The organism is Roseateles sp. PN1 (genome assembly GCF_038419725.1).
Taxonomy (GTDB): Bacteria; Pseudomonadota; Gammaproteobacteria; order Burkholderiales; family Burkholderiaceae_C; genus Paucibacter_A.
The window spans coordinates 99722-115269 of the sequence record NZ_JBCARA010000009.1; the positions used below are offsets into that span (position 1 = coordinate 99722).

12 protein-coding genes are annotated in these 15548 nt (G+C 65.0%); 6 read left to right on the forward strand and 6 right to left on the reverse strand.

Annotated elements, in window-relative coordinates:
• Positions 1-121 precede the first annotated feature (121 nt).
• Both AABB87_RS14910 and ppk2 read left to right on the forward strand, forming a co-directional pair.
• Positions 122-982: a D-hexose-6-phosphate mutarotase gene (locus AABB87_RS14910; RefSeq protein ID WP_341971968.1), complete on the forward strand. Its 861-nt coding sequence runs from the start codon at positions 122-124 to the stop codon at positions 980-982.
• 74 nt (positions 983-1056) lie between these two features.
• Entirely contained in the window at positions 1057-1896 is an 840-nt protein-coding gene (gene ppk2 / locus AABB87_RS14915) for a polyphosphate kinase 2 (protein ID WP_341971969.1), read from the forward strand.
• A gap of 73 nt (positions 1897-1969) precedes the next feature.
• Here the strand turns inward: ppk2 and AABB87_RS14920 are convergent, their stop codons facing one another.
• The 3 genes from AABB87_RS14920 to AABB87_RS14930 are packed head-to-tail and all read right to left on the reverse strand — an operon-like array spanning position 1970 to position 4039.
• On the reverse strand, positions 1970-2473 hold the full coding sequence (locus AABB87_RS14920; protein WP_341971970.1) for a TPM domain-containing protein: 504 nt from the start codon (positions 2471-2473) through the stop codon (positions 1970-1972).
• A gap of 5 nt (positions 2474-2478) precedes the next feature.
• Positions 2479-3390: a TPM domain-containing protein gene (locus tag AABB87_RS14925; protein WP_445944875.1), complete on the reverse strand. Its 912-nt coding sequence runs from the start codon at positions 3388-3390 to the stop codon at positions 2479-2481.
• Between the two features lie 13 nt (positions 3391-3403).
• The gene (locus tag AABB87_RS14930) at positions 3404-4039 is read right to left on the reverse strand and encodes a LemA family protein (protein ID WP_341971972.1); all 636 of its coding nucleotides are present in this window, start codon (positions 4037-4039) and stop codon (positions 3404-3406) included.
• A 99-nt stretch (positions 4040-4138) separates the two neighbouring features.
• On the opposite strand from AABB87_RS14930, the gene hemE reads away from it, so the two are divergent.
• Together hemE and AABB87_RS14940 are read left to right on the forward strand one after the other, a co-directional pair.
• Positions 4139-5227, forward strand: a complete 1089-nt coding sequence (gene hemE / locus AABB87_RS14935; RefSeq protein WP_341971973.1) for a uroporphyrinogen decarboxylase — start codon at positions 4139-4141, stop codon at positions 5225-5227.
• Positions 5228-5617: 390 nt separating this feature from the next.
• Positions 5618-7732, forward strand: coding sequence for a primosomal protein N' (locus AABB87_RS14940; protein ID WP_341971974.1), 2115 nt, complete (start codon positions 5618-5620; stop codon positions 7730-7732).
• 39 nt (positions 7733-7771) lie between these two features.
• Here AABB87_RS14940 and AABB87_RS14945 read toward each other — a convergent pair whose 3' ends face one another.
• Positions 7772-8464, reverse strand: a complete 693-nt coding sequence (locus AABB87_RS14945; protein WP_341971975.1) for an Hpt domain-containing response regulator — start codon at positions 8462-8464, stop codon at positions 7772-7774.
• Positions 8461-9177: a response regulator gene (locus AABB87_RS14950; protein ID WP_341971977.1), complete on the reverse strand. Its 717-nt coding sequence runs from the start codon at positions 9175-9177 to the stop codon at positions 8461-8463. The genes AABB87_RS14945 and AABB87_RS14950 overlap by 4 nt, the downstream gene beginning before the upstream one ends.
• 257 nt (positions 9178-9434) lie before the next feature.
• On the opposite strand from AABB87_RS14950, the gene AABB87_RS14955 reads away from it, so the two are divergent.
• Both AABB87_RS14955 and AABB87_RS14960 read left to right on the forward strand, forming a co-directional pair.
• The gene (locus AABB87_RS14955) at positions 9435-10376 is read left to right on the forward strand and encodes an ABC transporter substrate-binding protein (protein ID WP_341971978.1); all 942 of its coding nucleotides are present in this window, start codon (positions 9435-9437) and stop codon (positions 10374-10376) included.
• Positions 10377-10429: 53 nt separating this feature from the next.
• Positions 10430-12946, forward strand: a complete 2517-nt coding sequence (locus AABB87_RS14960) for an ATP-binding protein (protein WP_341971979.1) — start codon at positions 10430-10432, stop codon at positions 12944-12946.
• 16 nt (positions 12947-12962) lie between these two features.
• Here AABB87_RS14960 and AABB87_RS14965 read toward each other — a convergent pair whose 3' ends face one another.
• A complete protein-coding gene (locus tag AABB87_RS14965; protein ID WP_341971980.1) occupies positions 12963-15452 on the reverse strand; it encodes an alpha/beta hydrolase family protein in 2490 nt (829 codons plus the stop codon).
• Positions 15453-15548 lie beyond the last annotated feature (96 nt).

The window sequence follows — 15548 nt, forward strand, 5'->3', positions numbered from 1 at the left end:
GCGCAAGCGCTGCAAGGAGACGCCCGCCAACGAGAGTTGGGCGGGCGTTTTTCATCGTGGTGCCAGCTGAGTCTCATCAGTTCCCTGATCGCCCAATAACCCGTATTTCTCCTCATCCGCCATGTCCACACCGATCGCCATCACCCGCCACCAAGGCCTGGACGCCTTGGAACTGCTCGCCCCTGACGGTGCCCGCGCCACCGTGTTGCTGCATGGCGGCCATGTGCTGTCCTGGGTGCCCGCCGGCGCTACCGAGCAGCTCTACGTTTCGCCCACGTCGGCCTATGTATCCGGCCAGGCCATCCGTGGCGGCGTGCCGGTGATCTTTCCGCAGTTCGGCGATCGCGGCCCCTTGAAGAACCACGGCTTTGCGCGCAGCAAGCCATGGCAGTTGGTGATGGCCGAGCAGGGCGCTGACGACGCCCTGGCGGTGCTGCGCCTGACGGACGACGCTGCGAGCCGCATGTTCTGGCCGCATGCCTTTGAGCTTGAGCTGAGCTTGCGTGTCAGCGGCCGGGTCCTGCAGATTGAGCTGGCTTGCGTCAACAAAAACGAGAGCGAGGCCTTCGACTTCACCGCGGCGCTCCACAGCTACTTCCGCATCAATGATCTGGATGAATGCAGTGTCCATGGCCTGTCGGGCCTGCACTACTGGGACAAGGTTGACGGCGCGGAGAAGACCCAGCGCGTGGAGTTGCTGCTGCCCGCGGGCGAGTTGGACCGGGTCTATCACCAGGTCAAAGAACCCATGCTGCTGCGCGAGCAGGGCATCAGCACCGAACGCCGTTTGCAGATTCAGCAGCAAGGTTTTGATGATGCGGTGGTGTGGAACCCGGGCCCCACAAAGTGCGCCGCGCTGAGCGATATGCCGGACCAGGACTACATGCAAATGCTCTGCATCGAGGCGGCCACCGTGGAGCACCCGATCCGCCTGCAAGCGGGCGAAGAGTGGATTGGACGCCAGGACCTGATCTTGCTCTGAGCCGCGCCTCTCAAGCAGCCTCTGCGGGGGTTAAGCTCCACCCTTCAATTGACGCATTGACGATGGAGGCGCGGATGGGAACAGGAAAGGCGAAAAGCAAGCTCAAGCCGAGCGCTGTTGTGGCTGAAGCCGCTGAGCCCAAGCGGCTCAGCAAGTCAGACTACCTTGCGCAACTCGAGCCTCTGCATCTCGAGCTCAACAATATGGCGCGCTGGTTGCAAAAGACCGGCAAACGCTTGCTTGTGCTGGTGGAGGGGCGCGATACCGCTGGCAAAGGCGGCGTCATTTCTGCGATCTCCGAAACCTTGAACCCGCGCCAATGCCATACCGTGGCGCTGAGCAAGCCCAGTGACCGGGAGCAGGGCGAGTGGTACTTCCAGCGCTATGTGCCGCACCTGCCGGTGGCGGGTGAGATCGCCCTGTTTGACCGCAGCTGGTACAACCGCGCCGGTGTCGAGACGGTGATGGGCTTTTGCACGCCGGCGCAAACGCAAGCGTTTTTGCAGCAGGCGCCTGCATTTGAAAAGCTCTTGGTCGATGACGGCATCTTGCTGTTCAAGTACTGGTTGACCGTGGACCAGCAGCAGCAGGAAATCCGCTTTGCGGAACGCTTGGCCGATCCGCTCAAACGCTGGAAGCTCTCTCCCATCGACCTGCAAGCCCGCGCCAAGTACAAAGAGTATGGGGAAGCCCGCGAGGCCATGCTCAAGGCCACGCACAGCAAGCATGCACCCTGGGCCTTGGTGGATTTCAACGACCAGCGGCGTGGCCGGCTGACCCTGATCCGCCATCTGCTGGATCATCTGCCCGATGTGTCCTGTGCACCGACCAAGCTGAAGTTCCCGCCCTTGGGTCAGGCGCCACTAACGGAAATTTTCGGCGGCAAGCTCAAGCCTTTGCCGAACAAGTTCTGAACCCGACCTGCATCGTGGGCCAGGGCGTCGTGTAGCAGTCTAGGCATTCCTTCTGCTGGCCTTGGCCCCAAAATCAAAGAATCACCACCCGGTCCGGCAATTCGTTGGGGTTGATAGTGCCGGGCCGCAAGGGGAAGTGCTCGGCCAACAGGGCATCGACAGCTGACACGGCTTCGATCAACCCAGCCTCACAGCCGCCGCCCTTGAGTTGCTCGCGCAACGCCGCGACCACGCTCTGCCATTCTGCCGCCGTGACGTGGGCGTTGAGGCCGCGATCGGCCACGATCTCAATCGCCCTGTCGGCAATCTGCAGATAGATCAGCACCCCGTTGTTGGCTTCGGTGTCCCAGACCCGCAGCTTGCCGAACAGGGTAACGGCGCGCTGGCGCGCCGTCAGGCCCTTCCATAAATACGACAGCGGCAGGCCGCCCTCTACGCAGATGCAAATCTCGCCGCTGTGATGGCGCTCGCTTTGGAGGACCAGGGCCTGCAGGTTCTCGACGGCGGCTTGCGGCAGCAGACGCTCCACATCTTTGTGGTCGATCCAGCGGTGTTTGAAAAAGCGTTGCAAGGTCATCTTGTTCACCAATCACCGGAGGCACCGCCGCCGCCAAAGTCGCCGCCGCCGCCCGAGGAAAAGCCGCCTCCGCCGCCGCCACCAAAGCCGCCGCCACCGCCACCGCCTCCACCTCCGCCAAAGATGATGGGGCCGCTGCCGCCTCCGCCACGTCTGCCCCCGCCGCCGCCAACGCCCATCACGCCGACCAAGACGAGCGCAACCACGCCCGCCAGCCCCGCCACGATCAGGCTGCCCGCCAGCACCCAGCCCAGTACGCCAGCGGCGCCGCCGGTCAGCAGGCTGCCGAGTTTGCGGCCGAAGATGCCGGTCAACACGGCGCCCAGCACCGGCACGCCAATAAAGATCAGCGCGCCGAGTTCTTCAAAGTTAAAACCTTGTGAGGAGGCCTTCTTGGCGCCGGACGGTTGGCTGGGCAAGGGCAGGTTCTCGCCGCGTATGCGGGCCAGCAGTTGATCGACGCCAAGATTCAAGCCGCCCGCGTAGTCGCCCTTGCGAAAGGCCGGTGTGATGGCGTTCTGGATGATCTGGCTGGCGGCCAGGTCGGGCACAGCGCCCTCCAGCGCCTTGGCCACCTCGATGCGCACCTTGCGGTCATTCTTGGCCACGACGATCAGCATGCCGTCGCCCACGCCGCGCCGGCCGATCTTCCAGCTCTCACCCACGCGTTGCGCGTAGGCGGCAATGTCTTCCGGCTGGACGCTGGGCACGAGCAAGATCACCAGCTGGGAGCCGGCCGCTTGCTCAAAGGCAGCCAGCTTGGCCTCCAGGGCGGACTGCTGCGCTGCGCTGAGCGTGGCGGTTTGGTCGATGACACGGCCGCTCAGGGCCGGAACGGGCAGAACGTCCTGGGCCCACAAAGCCGGTGCCCAAACCAGGCACAGCAGCAAGGCCCAAAGACTTGCAAGGCGGCGCATCATGGGCGCTGCCTTATTTAGAGGCAGCTGGGGCGGCAGGCTTGGCGGTATCGAAGCTCACCGCCGGCGCGGTGCTGATGGCTGCGGCGTTCTCGACCGTGAAATTGGGCTTGACCTCATAACCCATCACCTTGGCGGTGAGGTTGCTGGGGAAGCTGCGCGCCAGCACGTTGTACTCGGCCACGCTCTTGATGTAGCGATTGCGGGCCACGGTGATGCGGTTCTCGGTGCCTTCGAGTTGCACGCGCAGATCCTGGAAGCCTTGATTGGCCTTGAGGTTGGGGTAGTTTTCGCTCACCACCAGCAAGCGCGACAGCGCGCTCGACACTTCGCCTTGCGCGGCCTGGAACTTCTTCAGCGCCTCGGGGTCCTTGGCCAGCTCGGGCGTGACTTGGATGCTGGTGGCCTTGGCGCGGGCCTCGATCACCTTGGTCAGTGTCTCTTGCTCGAAATTGGCCTCGCCTTTGACGGTGTTGACGATATTGGGGATCAGGTCGGCACGGCGCTGATACTGGCTCAGCACCTCGGACCAACTCGCCGTGACGCTTTCGTCCAGCTTCTGGAACTCGTTATAGCCGCAGCCCGACAGGCCCACGGAAGCGGCGAGAACAAGGGCGGCCAGGGACGTGCGTTGGAACATGCGGGTCATGAAAATCCTCCAGAAATTGATCGTGCAACGAGGCGAAGTATCACTCTGCTTTGAGCCATATCGAATGGCAAGGTTCACGAGCAAGGATAATCGCGGCCCATGAGCGCACCATTACAAAACGACACCTTCCTGCGCGCCTGCCTGCGCCAGCCCACTGACTACACCCCCGTCTGGCTGATGCGCCAGGCCGGACGCTATTTGCCCGAGTACCGCGACACGCGTTCCAAGGCCGGCAGCTTCATGGGCCTGGCCACCAATCGCGACTACGCGACCGAGGTCACGCTGCAGCCGCTGGAGCGCTATCCGCTGGACGCCGCCATCCTGTTCAGCGACATCCTCACCGTGCCCGACGCCATGGGCTTGGGTCTGACTTTCGCGCAGGGCGAGGGCCCCAAGTTCGCCAAGGTCGTTCGCGACGAAGCCGCCGTGGCTGAACTCGCCGTGCCGGACATGAACAAGCTGAAGTATGTGTTCGACGCTGTCTCGTCGATCCGCAAAGCCCTGAACGGCCGCGTGCCCTTGATTGGCTTCTCCGGCAGCCCTTGGACGCTGGCCTGCTATATGGTCGAGGGCGGTGGCTCGGACGACTACCGTCAGGTCAAGAGCCTGATGTACGCCCGCCCCGATCTGATGCATCGCATCCTGGCGATCAATGCCGACTCGGTGGCCCAGTACCTCAACGCGCAAATCGAAGCCGGCGCGCAGGCCGTGATGATTTTTGATTCCTGGGGCGGCGTGCTGGCCGACGGCATGTTCCAGCAATTCAGCCTCGAATACTCCCGCCGCGTATTGGCGCAGGTGAAGACCGAGCATGAAGGCAAGCGCATTCCGCGCTTGCTGTTCACCAAGGGCGGCGCCCTGTGGCTGGACGAGCTGGCCGATGCCGGCGCCGATGTGGTGGGCCTGGACTGGACTGCCAATCTGGGCCGCGCCCGCGCCCAGGTGGGCAACCGCGTGGCCTTGCAGGGCAATCTGGACCCCAACGTGTTGTTTGCCCCGCCAGACGCCGTGCGTACCCAGGTGCGCGCCGTGCTGGACAGCTTTGGCAACCCGCGCCGTGCCGACGGCAGCTGGGATGGCCATGTGTTCAACCTGGGCCATGGCATCAGCCAGTTCACGCCCCCTGAACACGTGACAGCCTTGGTGGACGAGGTGCATAGCTACTCACGCAAGCTGCGCGCACTTTGACGGAGCAAGCGCCGCGCCAGGGTGTTTTCTGGCGTGGATAAAACGTGAAGTAAGCACTCAGGTTTTGACTTATCCCCAAAACAGGGCAGCTTGCCCACAGGGGGAATCCATGTTGCAGCGCAGCCTATGGTTTTCCCGATTGAATGCTAAGTGCTTGATTTAAAACAGTTTGTAAACTTTCCCCCGAAATTCGTCGTCGACGGCTGGCTTGGGTGACAGAGACAAATTGATACGGTTGCCAGCACTTTTCCCACAAAGTTATCCACAGCTGAATTGGCGCTCAAATCGGCGCCATTCCTGGCCCTTCTAAATCATGCACTTAGCGCGTAAATCTAAGGTTAGGACTAAGAACTTATCCGGGAATAGCTGGGTTTGGCCGGGCGCCTGCGCATGAGTGAACCGGTGGCTGATGCGTCCGCCGACCAGCCCGCCGCGATGGTGAGGCTGCGTGTGGCGGTGGATACGCCGCAACACAGCGGCTTGACTGGGCCGCTGGACTATCTGAGCCCTCAGCCGCTTGCTCCGGGCAGCTTGGTGCGCGTGCCGCTGGGGCGGCGTGAGCTGATGGGCATTGTTTGGCCGGGGGAGCCCTCTGGCGACACCGACCCGGCATTGCTGAGGCCCATTTTGTCGGCCTTGGATGGCTTGCCGCCGCTCAGCGCCGCCTGGTGCCAGTTGGTCGAATTCGCGGCCAGCTATTACCAGCGCAGTGTGGGCGAGGTGGCTTTGTCGGTGCTGCCGCCGCAGCTGCGTGAGCTGGACGGGCAAAAGCTCAAGCTGCGCCTTAAGCGCGTGGCCAAGCTGGGGGCCGAGTCCCGGGGCGCGCAAGCAGAGGCGGGCCGTGCGGCCGCAGCCCAGCCGCCCGAACTCAGCCCCGCGCAAGCCGAGGTATTGCGTCAGCTGGACGAGATGCTCACCAGCCCGGCCCCCGCGCCGGTCTTGCTCTACGGCATCACCGGCAGCGGTAAGACCGAGGTCTATTTGCGCGCGGCCGAACATGCGCTGCAGCAGGGGCGGCAAGTGCTGGTCTTGGTGCCCGAGATCAATCTGACCCCGCAGCTGGAAGCCCGCTTCGCCGAGCGCTTTGCCGACCGCAGCATCGTCTCCCTGCACAGCGGCCTGACGCCGGCGCTGCGCCTGCGCCACTGGCTGGCCGCCCACCTGGGCGAGGCCGAACTGGTCTTGGGCACCCGCCTGGCCGTGTTCGCCTCGATGCCCCGCCTGGGCCTGATCGTGGTGGACGAGGAGCATGACCCCTCCTACAAACAGCAAGACGGCGCGCGTTATTCGGCGCGCGACTTGGCGGTGTACCGCGCCCATCTGGAGAAGCTGCCGGTCATCCTCGGCTCGGCCACGCCGTCGCTGGAAAGTTGGCAGCGCGCCAACGAGGGGCGCTACAAGCGCCTGGCCTTGCCCGGCCGCATCGGCGGCGGCGCCTTGCCCAAGGTGCGCTTGTTTGACATGAAGCTCTTGCCGCTCAGCAAGGGCGTGACCACGGCGCTGACGCGGCCGCTGATCGAGGCCTTGCGCAGCCGGCTCGAACGCGGTGAGCAGAGCTTGATCTTTCTGAACCGGCGCGGTTATGCGCCGGTGTTGCACTGTGGTGAGTGCAACTGGAAGAGCGATTGCCCGCACTGCAGCGCCTGGCGCGTTTTCCACAAGGGCGACCGCACGCTGCGCTGCCACCATTGCGGCTTCACCGAGCGGGTGCCCAGCGCCTGCCCGACCTGCGGCAACCAGGACATCGCGCCGCTGGGCCGCGGCACCGAGCGCCTGGAAGAGCAACTGGCCGAGACCTTCCCCGAAGCCCGCGTCGCCCGCATCGACGCCGATTCGACCAAGCACAAAGGCCAGCTCGAAGCCCAGCTGCAGGCCGTCCACGCGGGCGAGGTGGACATCCTGGTCGGCACGCAAATGATCACCAAGGGCCACGACTTCCGCGGCATCACCCTGGTCGCCGCCATCAACCCGGACGGCGCCTTGTTCAGCAGCGACTTCCGCGCTCCCGAGCGCTTGTTCGCGCTCTTGATGCAAGCCGGCGGCCGGGCAGGGCGTGATGCCGCCCAGGCCGCCCGCAGCGAGATGTGGGTGCAGACCTGGCATCCCGAGCATGCGCTGTACAAGGCCTTGGCCAAGCATGACTTCGAGGCCTTTGCGGCCAGCCAGCTGGCCGAGCGTGAATCCGCCGGCCTGCCGCCCTATGCCCATCTGGCCCTGTTGCGTGCCGAAGGCCGCACAGCGGAGGCGGCCAAGGGCTTTCTCGACGCCGCGGCGGCCTTTGCCCAGCAGATGCCCGAGGCGGCGCAGGTTCTGGTCTACCCCTGCATTCCGATGAGTGTGGCGCGGGTGGCCAATGTGGAGCGCATGCAGATGTTGGTGGAAGCCAGCAACCGCAGCGCCCTGCAACGCCTTCTGTGGCACTGGATGCCCGAGCTGCACGCCCTGAAGCGCGAACACAAAGGTTTGTTGCGCTGGGCGGTGGATGTGGATCCGCTGGCGATTTGAGTCGTCAGCGCCAACGCACGCCGGCTGGCTTAGCCGCGCTCAGCGCAGCTGCGTCAGCACCTGCCTGAGCCGCTGCCACAGGGGTGCGGCCTTCGTCCAGTCGCCCTGGCCCGCCGCTTGCTCCAACTGCTTAGCCAGATCATGGCCCGCGGTGTCGCCCAGCATCTGCAGCGCTGACTTGAGGCTGTGCGCCAGCAATTGCAGCGCGCCGGCATCCGCCCGGGCACAAGCGAGGTCGCCGCTGGCTAGGTCGGCCGGGAACTGCTTCAAGCAGCTTTGCCGGAAGGCGGTGTACAGGGCTTGGTCGCCTTGAAAGTGCTGGGTTAGCACTTGCGGCGCGGCGCCTGGCGCGGCTTGGCCAAGTGCCAAGGCCTCTTGCACGCAAGCCAGTAAGTCGGCCAGCGAACAGGGTTTGGAGAGCAAGCGCCAGACATGGGGCTGCTGCAGGCGCGCCCGCACCGCTTCGTTCAGGCCGGCGCTGAAGATCACCAGCTTGGCCTGGCCTTGCAAGGCGGGCTGCTCGCCCAGCACCTGCACCAGCTCGAAGCCTGTGCGCACGGGCATCATCAGGTCGGTCAGGATCAGCGCGGCGGCGTGTTCGGCCAAGCTGGCCAAGGCGGCATCGACGCTGCTGCAGCAGTGCAGTTCAATCGGCAGATCTTCCAGCGCCGCGCGCACGAAATGCTGGACGGGGAGGTTGTCCTCCACCAGCAAAACGCGCGGCAGACTCATGAATGGCTGTCGGCCAAGTCAGCAACTGGCACGGCGTCAGCCAAGGCCTCGCGCAGCAGGGGGGGCAAGTCCCTCACGAGATTGGGTTTGTGCACCACCGGCACGCCGGTCAGCGCAAAGGCGTAGGGCGCACGCTGCTCTTCGTCCAGCGAGGTCACCACGATCAGCTTGCTTTGCGCAAACTGCGCTTGCGAGCGCAGGCTGGTGATCAGGGTGGCGCCGTCAATGCCGGGCAACAAGATGTCGACGATCAACACATCGGGCAGCAATTGCCCGCACATGGCCAGGCCAACGATGCCGTCTTGCGCGATGTGCAAGTCAACGCCGGGGAAATGCTGGCCCACCAGCAGCGACACCAGATTCTGAAAGTGCACCGAGTCCTCGATCAGCAGCACGCGCGGCGCCGTGGTCGTGCGTCCGCTGCGGTTGCCGCGTGGGCGCGACTGCAGGCTGGTGCCCGCGCCGGGATCAGGGCGGCGTTCTGTGCGGGCGCTGCCGTTGGCACTGCTGCTACTGCCGCGGCGCTGGGCCGTCCAGGCTTCCACCGAAATGCGCGAAATGCGTCTATGCCCGCCCGGCGTCTTCCAGGCCACCAGATCGCCCCGATCGACCATCAGCTGGACCGAGCGCACGGCCAAACCCAGCATGCGAGCGACCTCCATGGTGCTGCAGTCCGGGCTGTCGTTGGCGGCTTGTGCTTTATTGTTGGGCATTGTTCGATTTTGCCGAAATTTCGCACAGGCCGGCGCAAAATCCCCCGGCAAATCAGCACCATTGATAAATTCATTGGTGAAAATGACAGTTAGCCCTACCGCGATTGTGCAAACTGGCGGCAGTCTTGGTGAGCAAGCCCACAGACCGGCGCTAGCTTGGGTGAATGCGCACAAGGGCCGCTTTTTGCGCGTGGAGAGCATCGATGCGCGGGCAATCAGGCTTGGCTGCGGGGATGATGCGAGAAGCGCGGCGCTCGATGTCAGATTGGCGCGGCGAGGTGCTGGATTTTTTGCTCTGCCAATTCACCCAAGCCCTGGAGAAACACAAGATGTTGCAAGCAGGAAAGTTGGCCGGCCAGTGGGCTGCGGTGTTGAGCTTGGCGGCGCTGCAAGGGCTGCTGCCCGCCGTCGCGCAGGTGGCGCCATCCACGCAGGGCGCCAAACTCGGCCCGGCCGGCGCTCCTGCGCAGGCGGGACCCTCTGTGCTCGAACGGGTGCGTGGCAGCGGCGTGCTGCGGGTCTGCATCTGGCCGGACTATTACGGTGTCACCTACCGCGACCCGCGCAATCAGCAGTTTGCCGGCATCGACATCGAGCTGTCGGCCGAGTTGGCGCGTGACCTCAAGGTCAAGCTGCAATACGTGGAATCTTCCTTTGTGCAGCTGATCGCCGATGTGACCGGTGAGCGCTGTGACGTCGCCATGTTTGCCATCGGCGTGCTGCCGCAGCGCAAAGAGCACCTGAGTTTCAGCCAGCCCTATTTGCGCAGCGATATCTACGGCGTGGCCAGCCGCACCAGTCGCAGCGTGCGCGAGTGGGCCGACATCGACAAACCCGGCGTGGTGGTGGCCGTGCAGGCCGGCACCTTCATGGAGCCGGTGATGGCCGCGGCGCTGAAGAATGCCCGCATGACCGTGGTCAAGCCGCCCGCCACCCGTGAGCAGGAATTGGAAAGCGGCCGTGTCGATGTTTTCATGACCGACTATCCCTACAGCCGGCGCCTGCTGGAGAACGCGGACTGGGCCAAGCTGATTGCGCCGCCGCAGCCCTTCTACACCTTGCCCTACGCCTATGCGGTCAAGCCGGGTGATGCGGCTTGGCTGGCGCGGGTGGATGAGTTTGTGGCCGCCATCAAGCGCGACGGCCGTTTGGCGGCAGCGGCCAAGCGTCATGGCTTGAGCGCCATCGTCGTGAACTAAGCGCTGCGGCCGAAAATCACATGTCCGCCGCGCCAGCCTTCAGTCGCAGATTGATGCTTCGCCAAGCGTCCAATCGCATTGTCTTGCTCGCGGGGGGCTTGCTGGCCGCGGCCTTGGTGCTGACCTTGGTGAGCTTGGCCTGGTATGAGCGGCGCGAAGCCTTGCTCAGCACTTTTGAGCGCAGCGAACTGCTGGCGCGGGTCTTGTCGGACCACGCCACGGGCAGCGTGGAAACCTCGTCGCTGATGCTACGCACCTTGGCCGAGACCATTTCTCAGCAATCGCACGCAGAACCAAACCGCTTGCAACCCATGCTGAGCAATTCCCTGCAAGGCCTGCCCTTTTTACGCAGCCTGGCGGTGCTCGATCCTCAAGGCCGGGTCTTGGCCAGTTCGATTCAGGACGATGTGGGCCATGTGATCGATCTCAAGCGGCTCGGGCCTTGGCCGGCGGTGGGGGCCGAGCGGCTGCACAGCTTGCTGGCTGGCCGCGGCTTGGCCGATTTGGCGCCCGGCCCGGCACCGGCGCGGGTCACGGTCACCATGTTGCCGCTCTTGCGCCAGGTGCGCACGGCTAATGGCGCCAACCTGCTGCTGGTGGCCCTGATCAACCCCGAGACCCTGGCCACCTACCAACAGCTGACCATGGCGGGCAGCAAAAGCATTGCCGCGCTGATGAGTTACGAGGGGCAGGTGGTGGCCGCCACGGAAACCATCAGCGTGGAACCTTCGGCACGCCTGCTCACGCACCCGATCTATACCGACTGGCTGCCCAAGCGTGAGCATGGCAGCTATGTGGGTGCCGGTGTGTTGCCGGGCGAACAGGTGGTGGCGTTTCGGGTCTCGCGCACCCGGCCTTTGCTCGTGTCGGTGGAGCTGGATCTGTCCACCGCCTTGCAAGGCTGGCGCGACAATATGTTGTGGTTGCTCGCCTTCGGGGCTGGCGCGCTGAGCCTGATTGCTGGCGCCTGCGTCATCGCCTTGCGCAGCTTGAGTGTGCGTGAATCGGCCCGCAAAGCCCTGGACGCGGCCCATGAGCAAGTCGCTTGGCGTGAGCGTGAATTGCAGGTCTTGCTGAAAAGCCTGCAGGAGTTGGTGTTCCGCACCGACGCTCAGGGGGCGATCACTTACGTCAATGCGCGCTGGGAAGTGCTCAGCCAGGAGCGCGCCGAGCAAGCCATCGGCCGCCATCTGCAAGAACTGGTGGAGCCTGCGGGTCGGAAGCAGGTGCAAGCCCTGTTCAACCCGGACGATCGCATCGGCATCCGCACGGCAGCGATCACGGTGCGCGCGGCCAGCGGTGAGTTGCTGTACTTTGATGTGGCGGTGATGCCGCTGTTCGGCCCGGTGGCCGGGCGCAATACCTTGATTGGTTTTGCCGGCAGTGCGATTGATGTCACCGACCGCACCAACTCACGCCAGCGCCTGCAGCAGCAGCTCGCCTTGACCGGTGTGCTGCTGGAAATGAGCCCCTTGCCGGTGGCCATGTACGACCAACACTTCAACTACATCAGCCTCAATCAGGCCTGGGAGCAGTTCACCGGCTTGCGCCGCGGCGATGTGATCGGCAAGCCGCTGGGCCGCAGCCTGTTGGCGTCCGATGCGGCCCAGCACCGCGAGCAAGACAAGAAGCTGATGGCGCAAGCCAAGGTTCAGGGCATGGCCCTGGGCGGTCAGCTGCGTTACGAGGCCCAGCTGATGGGCGCCGACGGCCAGCGGCACGATGTGCTGATCACCAAGGTGCTGGTGCCGGATGAAAACGGCGGTGTGCGCGGCACGCTGTGCACGCTGATGGATGTGACCGAGTTCCGCAATGCTGAGCGCGCCACCCGCGAGGCCCGCGATGTGGCGCAGGAAACCTCGCGCGCCAAGTCAGAGTTCGTGGCCAATATGAGCCATGAGCTACGCACGCCGCTGCAGTCCATCCTCGGCTTTTCGGAGCTGGGTTTGAAGAAGGCGCGCGAGCATGCCTCGCTGGTGGAGATGTTCGGCGAAATCCACGCTTCAGGTCAGCGCATGCTGGCGCTGGTCAATGACTTGCTGGACGTGGCCAAGATCGAAAGCGCCGTGGGCATTTTTGAGCTGGAGCGCACCGACTTGCGCGGCCTGGTGCAGCAAGTGCTGCGCGAGCTGCGGCCCTTGCTGGATCAACGCCATTTGAAGCTGAACCTGCAGCTGCCCGACCAGCCCCTGGCGGCCCAGGTGGATGCGGTGCGCTTCTCGCAAGTGCTGCGCAATGTGCTGGCCAATGCGATCAAGTTCTCGCCGCAGGGTGGGCTGCTGCGGCTCAGCGCCGAGCGCAGCGCCAACGGTGAAGCCCATCTCAGCGTGGCCGACCAAGGCCCAGGCATCCCTGAAGCCGAACTGGAAAAGATCTTCGAGGCCTTTGTGCAGTCCAGCCAAACCAAGGACGGCGCCGGAGGCACCGGCCTGGGCCTGGCGATCTGCCGCAAGATCGTGGAAGTGCACGGCGGCCGCATTTATGCAGAGAACGGCGTAGGCGGCGGCGCCGTGCTGCACATCGTGCTGCCGCCGCGCTCCTCACCGGACTCGCAGATGGGCAGCTTCTGATTGGATCTCCGCGATTTCAGTTGTCGCCGCGCGGGTCACCCAAATAGCGCTTGAGCCAGTTGCTCATTTCCCACTGCACATGGCCCACCGATTCGCGCGCCGTGTAGCCGTGTGATTCGAAGGGCAGGGACACATAACGCACCGTGCCGCCGGTGCCGGCCAGCGCTTGGTAGAGGCGTTCTGATTGCAGCGGGAAGGTGCCGGAGTTGTTGTCCGCCTCACCGTGGATCAGCAGCAGCGGCTCGCGGATCTGATTGGCCACCAGGAAGGGCGACAGCTTCAAATAAACATCGCGCGCCTCCCACAGTGAGCGCCGCTCGCTCTGGAAGCCAAACGGCGTCAGCGTGCGGTTATAGGCGCCGCTACGGGCGATGCCGGTCTTGAACAGCGAGGTGTGGGCCAGCAGATTCGCCGTCATGAAGGCGCCGTAGCTGTGGCCGCCCACCGCCATGCGCTTGGGGTCTACCACGCCCAGCTCTTCGGCCTTGTCGATGATGGCGCGGGCATTCATGGTGATCTGCTCCACGAAGCTGTCGTTCACCGTCTTGGGGTCGCCGACGACCGGCATGGTGGCATCGCTGAGCACCACAAAGCCGTCCATCGCCAGCATCAAGGGGCTCAGCGGCGCGAAGCTGGCAAAGCGGTTGCTGGAGCCGCCCACCTGGCTGGCCGTGCTGGCATCGGTGTACTCCAGCGGATAAGCCCAGACCAGCGCCGGGCGGCGTTCACCCTGCTTGTAATCGGGCGGCAGATAGAGCCAGAAGCTCAGCTCCACCCCATCGGCACGCTTGAAGCTGACCAACTCGCGGCGGATCTGGCGCAGCTGCGGGCTGGGGTCTTTGTTGCGGCTCAGGGCACGGGCCTGGCTCAGGCCGGCGCCTTGGCGCAGGAAGAGATTGGGCGGTTCGGTTTCGGTTTCGCGCTGGGTGATCAGGCGCCCGCGGTCCAGCAGCAGCACGGCTTGTTCGTACGCGTCCTCTTCAGACTGGAACAGCCGCTGCGTGCTCAGGTCCTGCAGCGAAAGGCGGTCCAGGAAGGGGCGCTCACCCTTGGGGCCGGCGCCCGGCCCGGCCAGCAGCAAAGCGCCCTGGTCGCTGATCACGGCATTGCGGCCATTGGCCAGCATATGGGTTTGCGGTGTGCCGGGGTGGCGATAGCGTTCGCGCTGGGCGTGTTCGAACAAGGTCTTGCCCGGCCCGCCCGCCAAGGGCTGCAAGCTGGTGCGCAACCAGGACTTCTGGCGGTCAAACTCGGTCAGCAGAGCGTGCTCGCCGTCATCCAGAAAGCTCAGCCGCGTCAGGCGCTGGGGCAGTTGCGTCACCACCTGTGGCTTGCCCGAATAAGGCGGGTCCAGGCGCACCAGGCGGTCGCGCAGCGCGGCGGCTTGGTTGGGGTTGCCGCCGTCCAGCGCCTCGACCCAGAAGATCGCCGCATCTTTGCCGGGCGAGGCCTGGAAGCCACGCGGCCCCGGCAGCACGCCTTCCAGCACCACGCCTTGCTTGAGCGGCAGGCGGGCCAACTCGCGCAGCGGCTGGCCGTCACGGCGTCGCAGCTCAACGCTGCGCGCAAAGTCCTGCCAGGGCAGGGTGTAGCTGAAGGGGCGCAGCAGGCGTTCACTCAGAATGACATGGGCCGCGCCCTCGCCGGTCACGGCCAGGCTGCTGAACAGGCCGGGCTCGCCCAGCGCGCGGGTGGCACCGGTCAGCAGATTGACGTGGGTGATCTGGCTGCGGCCGTGATAGGCCAGCAAGGCCTCGTCACGGGCGTTTTTCAGCAGGTCTTGATAAGTGCGCTCGGGCGAGTTGCGGCCCAGGCTTTCCTGAATCACCGGCCCGGCGGGCGCGGCCGGCAAGCCGGGCGGGGCGCCGCGCGGCTTGGGCAGGGCCAGCACCAGCAGCTCGGTGGGGCTGAGCCAGACCGGCTCGGTGCCGCCCAGCACCAGATTGAGCTTGAGCTGGGGGATGGGGTGGATGTCGCCCGTGCGGGCATCGCCCACCCACAGCTCGCTGGCCGTGGCCGTGCGGCGGCTCAGGATGAAGCGCTGGCCATCCGGCGCCCAGTGGAAGGCGTGAAAGGCCTGGAACTTGCCTTCGCTCGGCAGGGCCACCGGCCGCTCCGGCGCTTGCGGGTCCAGCAGCGCCCGCAGGCGCAGGTTCTGAATCACCGGTTGGGCTTGCGGGCAGGCGCAGCCGGGGTCAATCCGCAGGCCGGCCAAGCGCAGCACCGGCCGAGCCAGCTCTTCCAGATTGTTCAGGCGGCGCAGTTGCACGCTGGCCAGGGTTTGCTGGTCGGGCGAAATGATGGGCCGGGGCAGGTTGGGTGCGTCCAGCAGGGCGCGCACCGGGGCCGAGGGCTGCTGGTAGTTCAGGGCCAGGGTTTTGGCATTGCTGCCATTGCCATTGCCGCTGGCAAGAGCGAGGCCGGGCAGGGCCAGGCTCAGCAATGCGGCCGAGGCGAAAAGCAGAGCGGCGGGCTGCCGTCGGTGGGGCCGGGGGGGCTTTTGCATGGTTTGTCTTCAGATTTAGGGACGATTGCCCCAAGCTAGGGGCCTCAATTTCGGCCCAAAAGCTGGGATGATGCCAGTTCGCGCCGGGATCGGCGT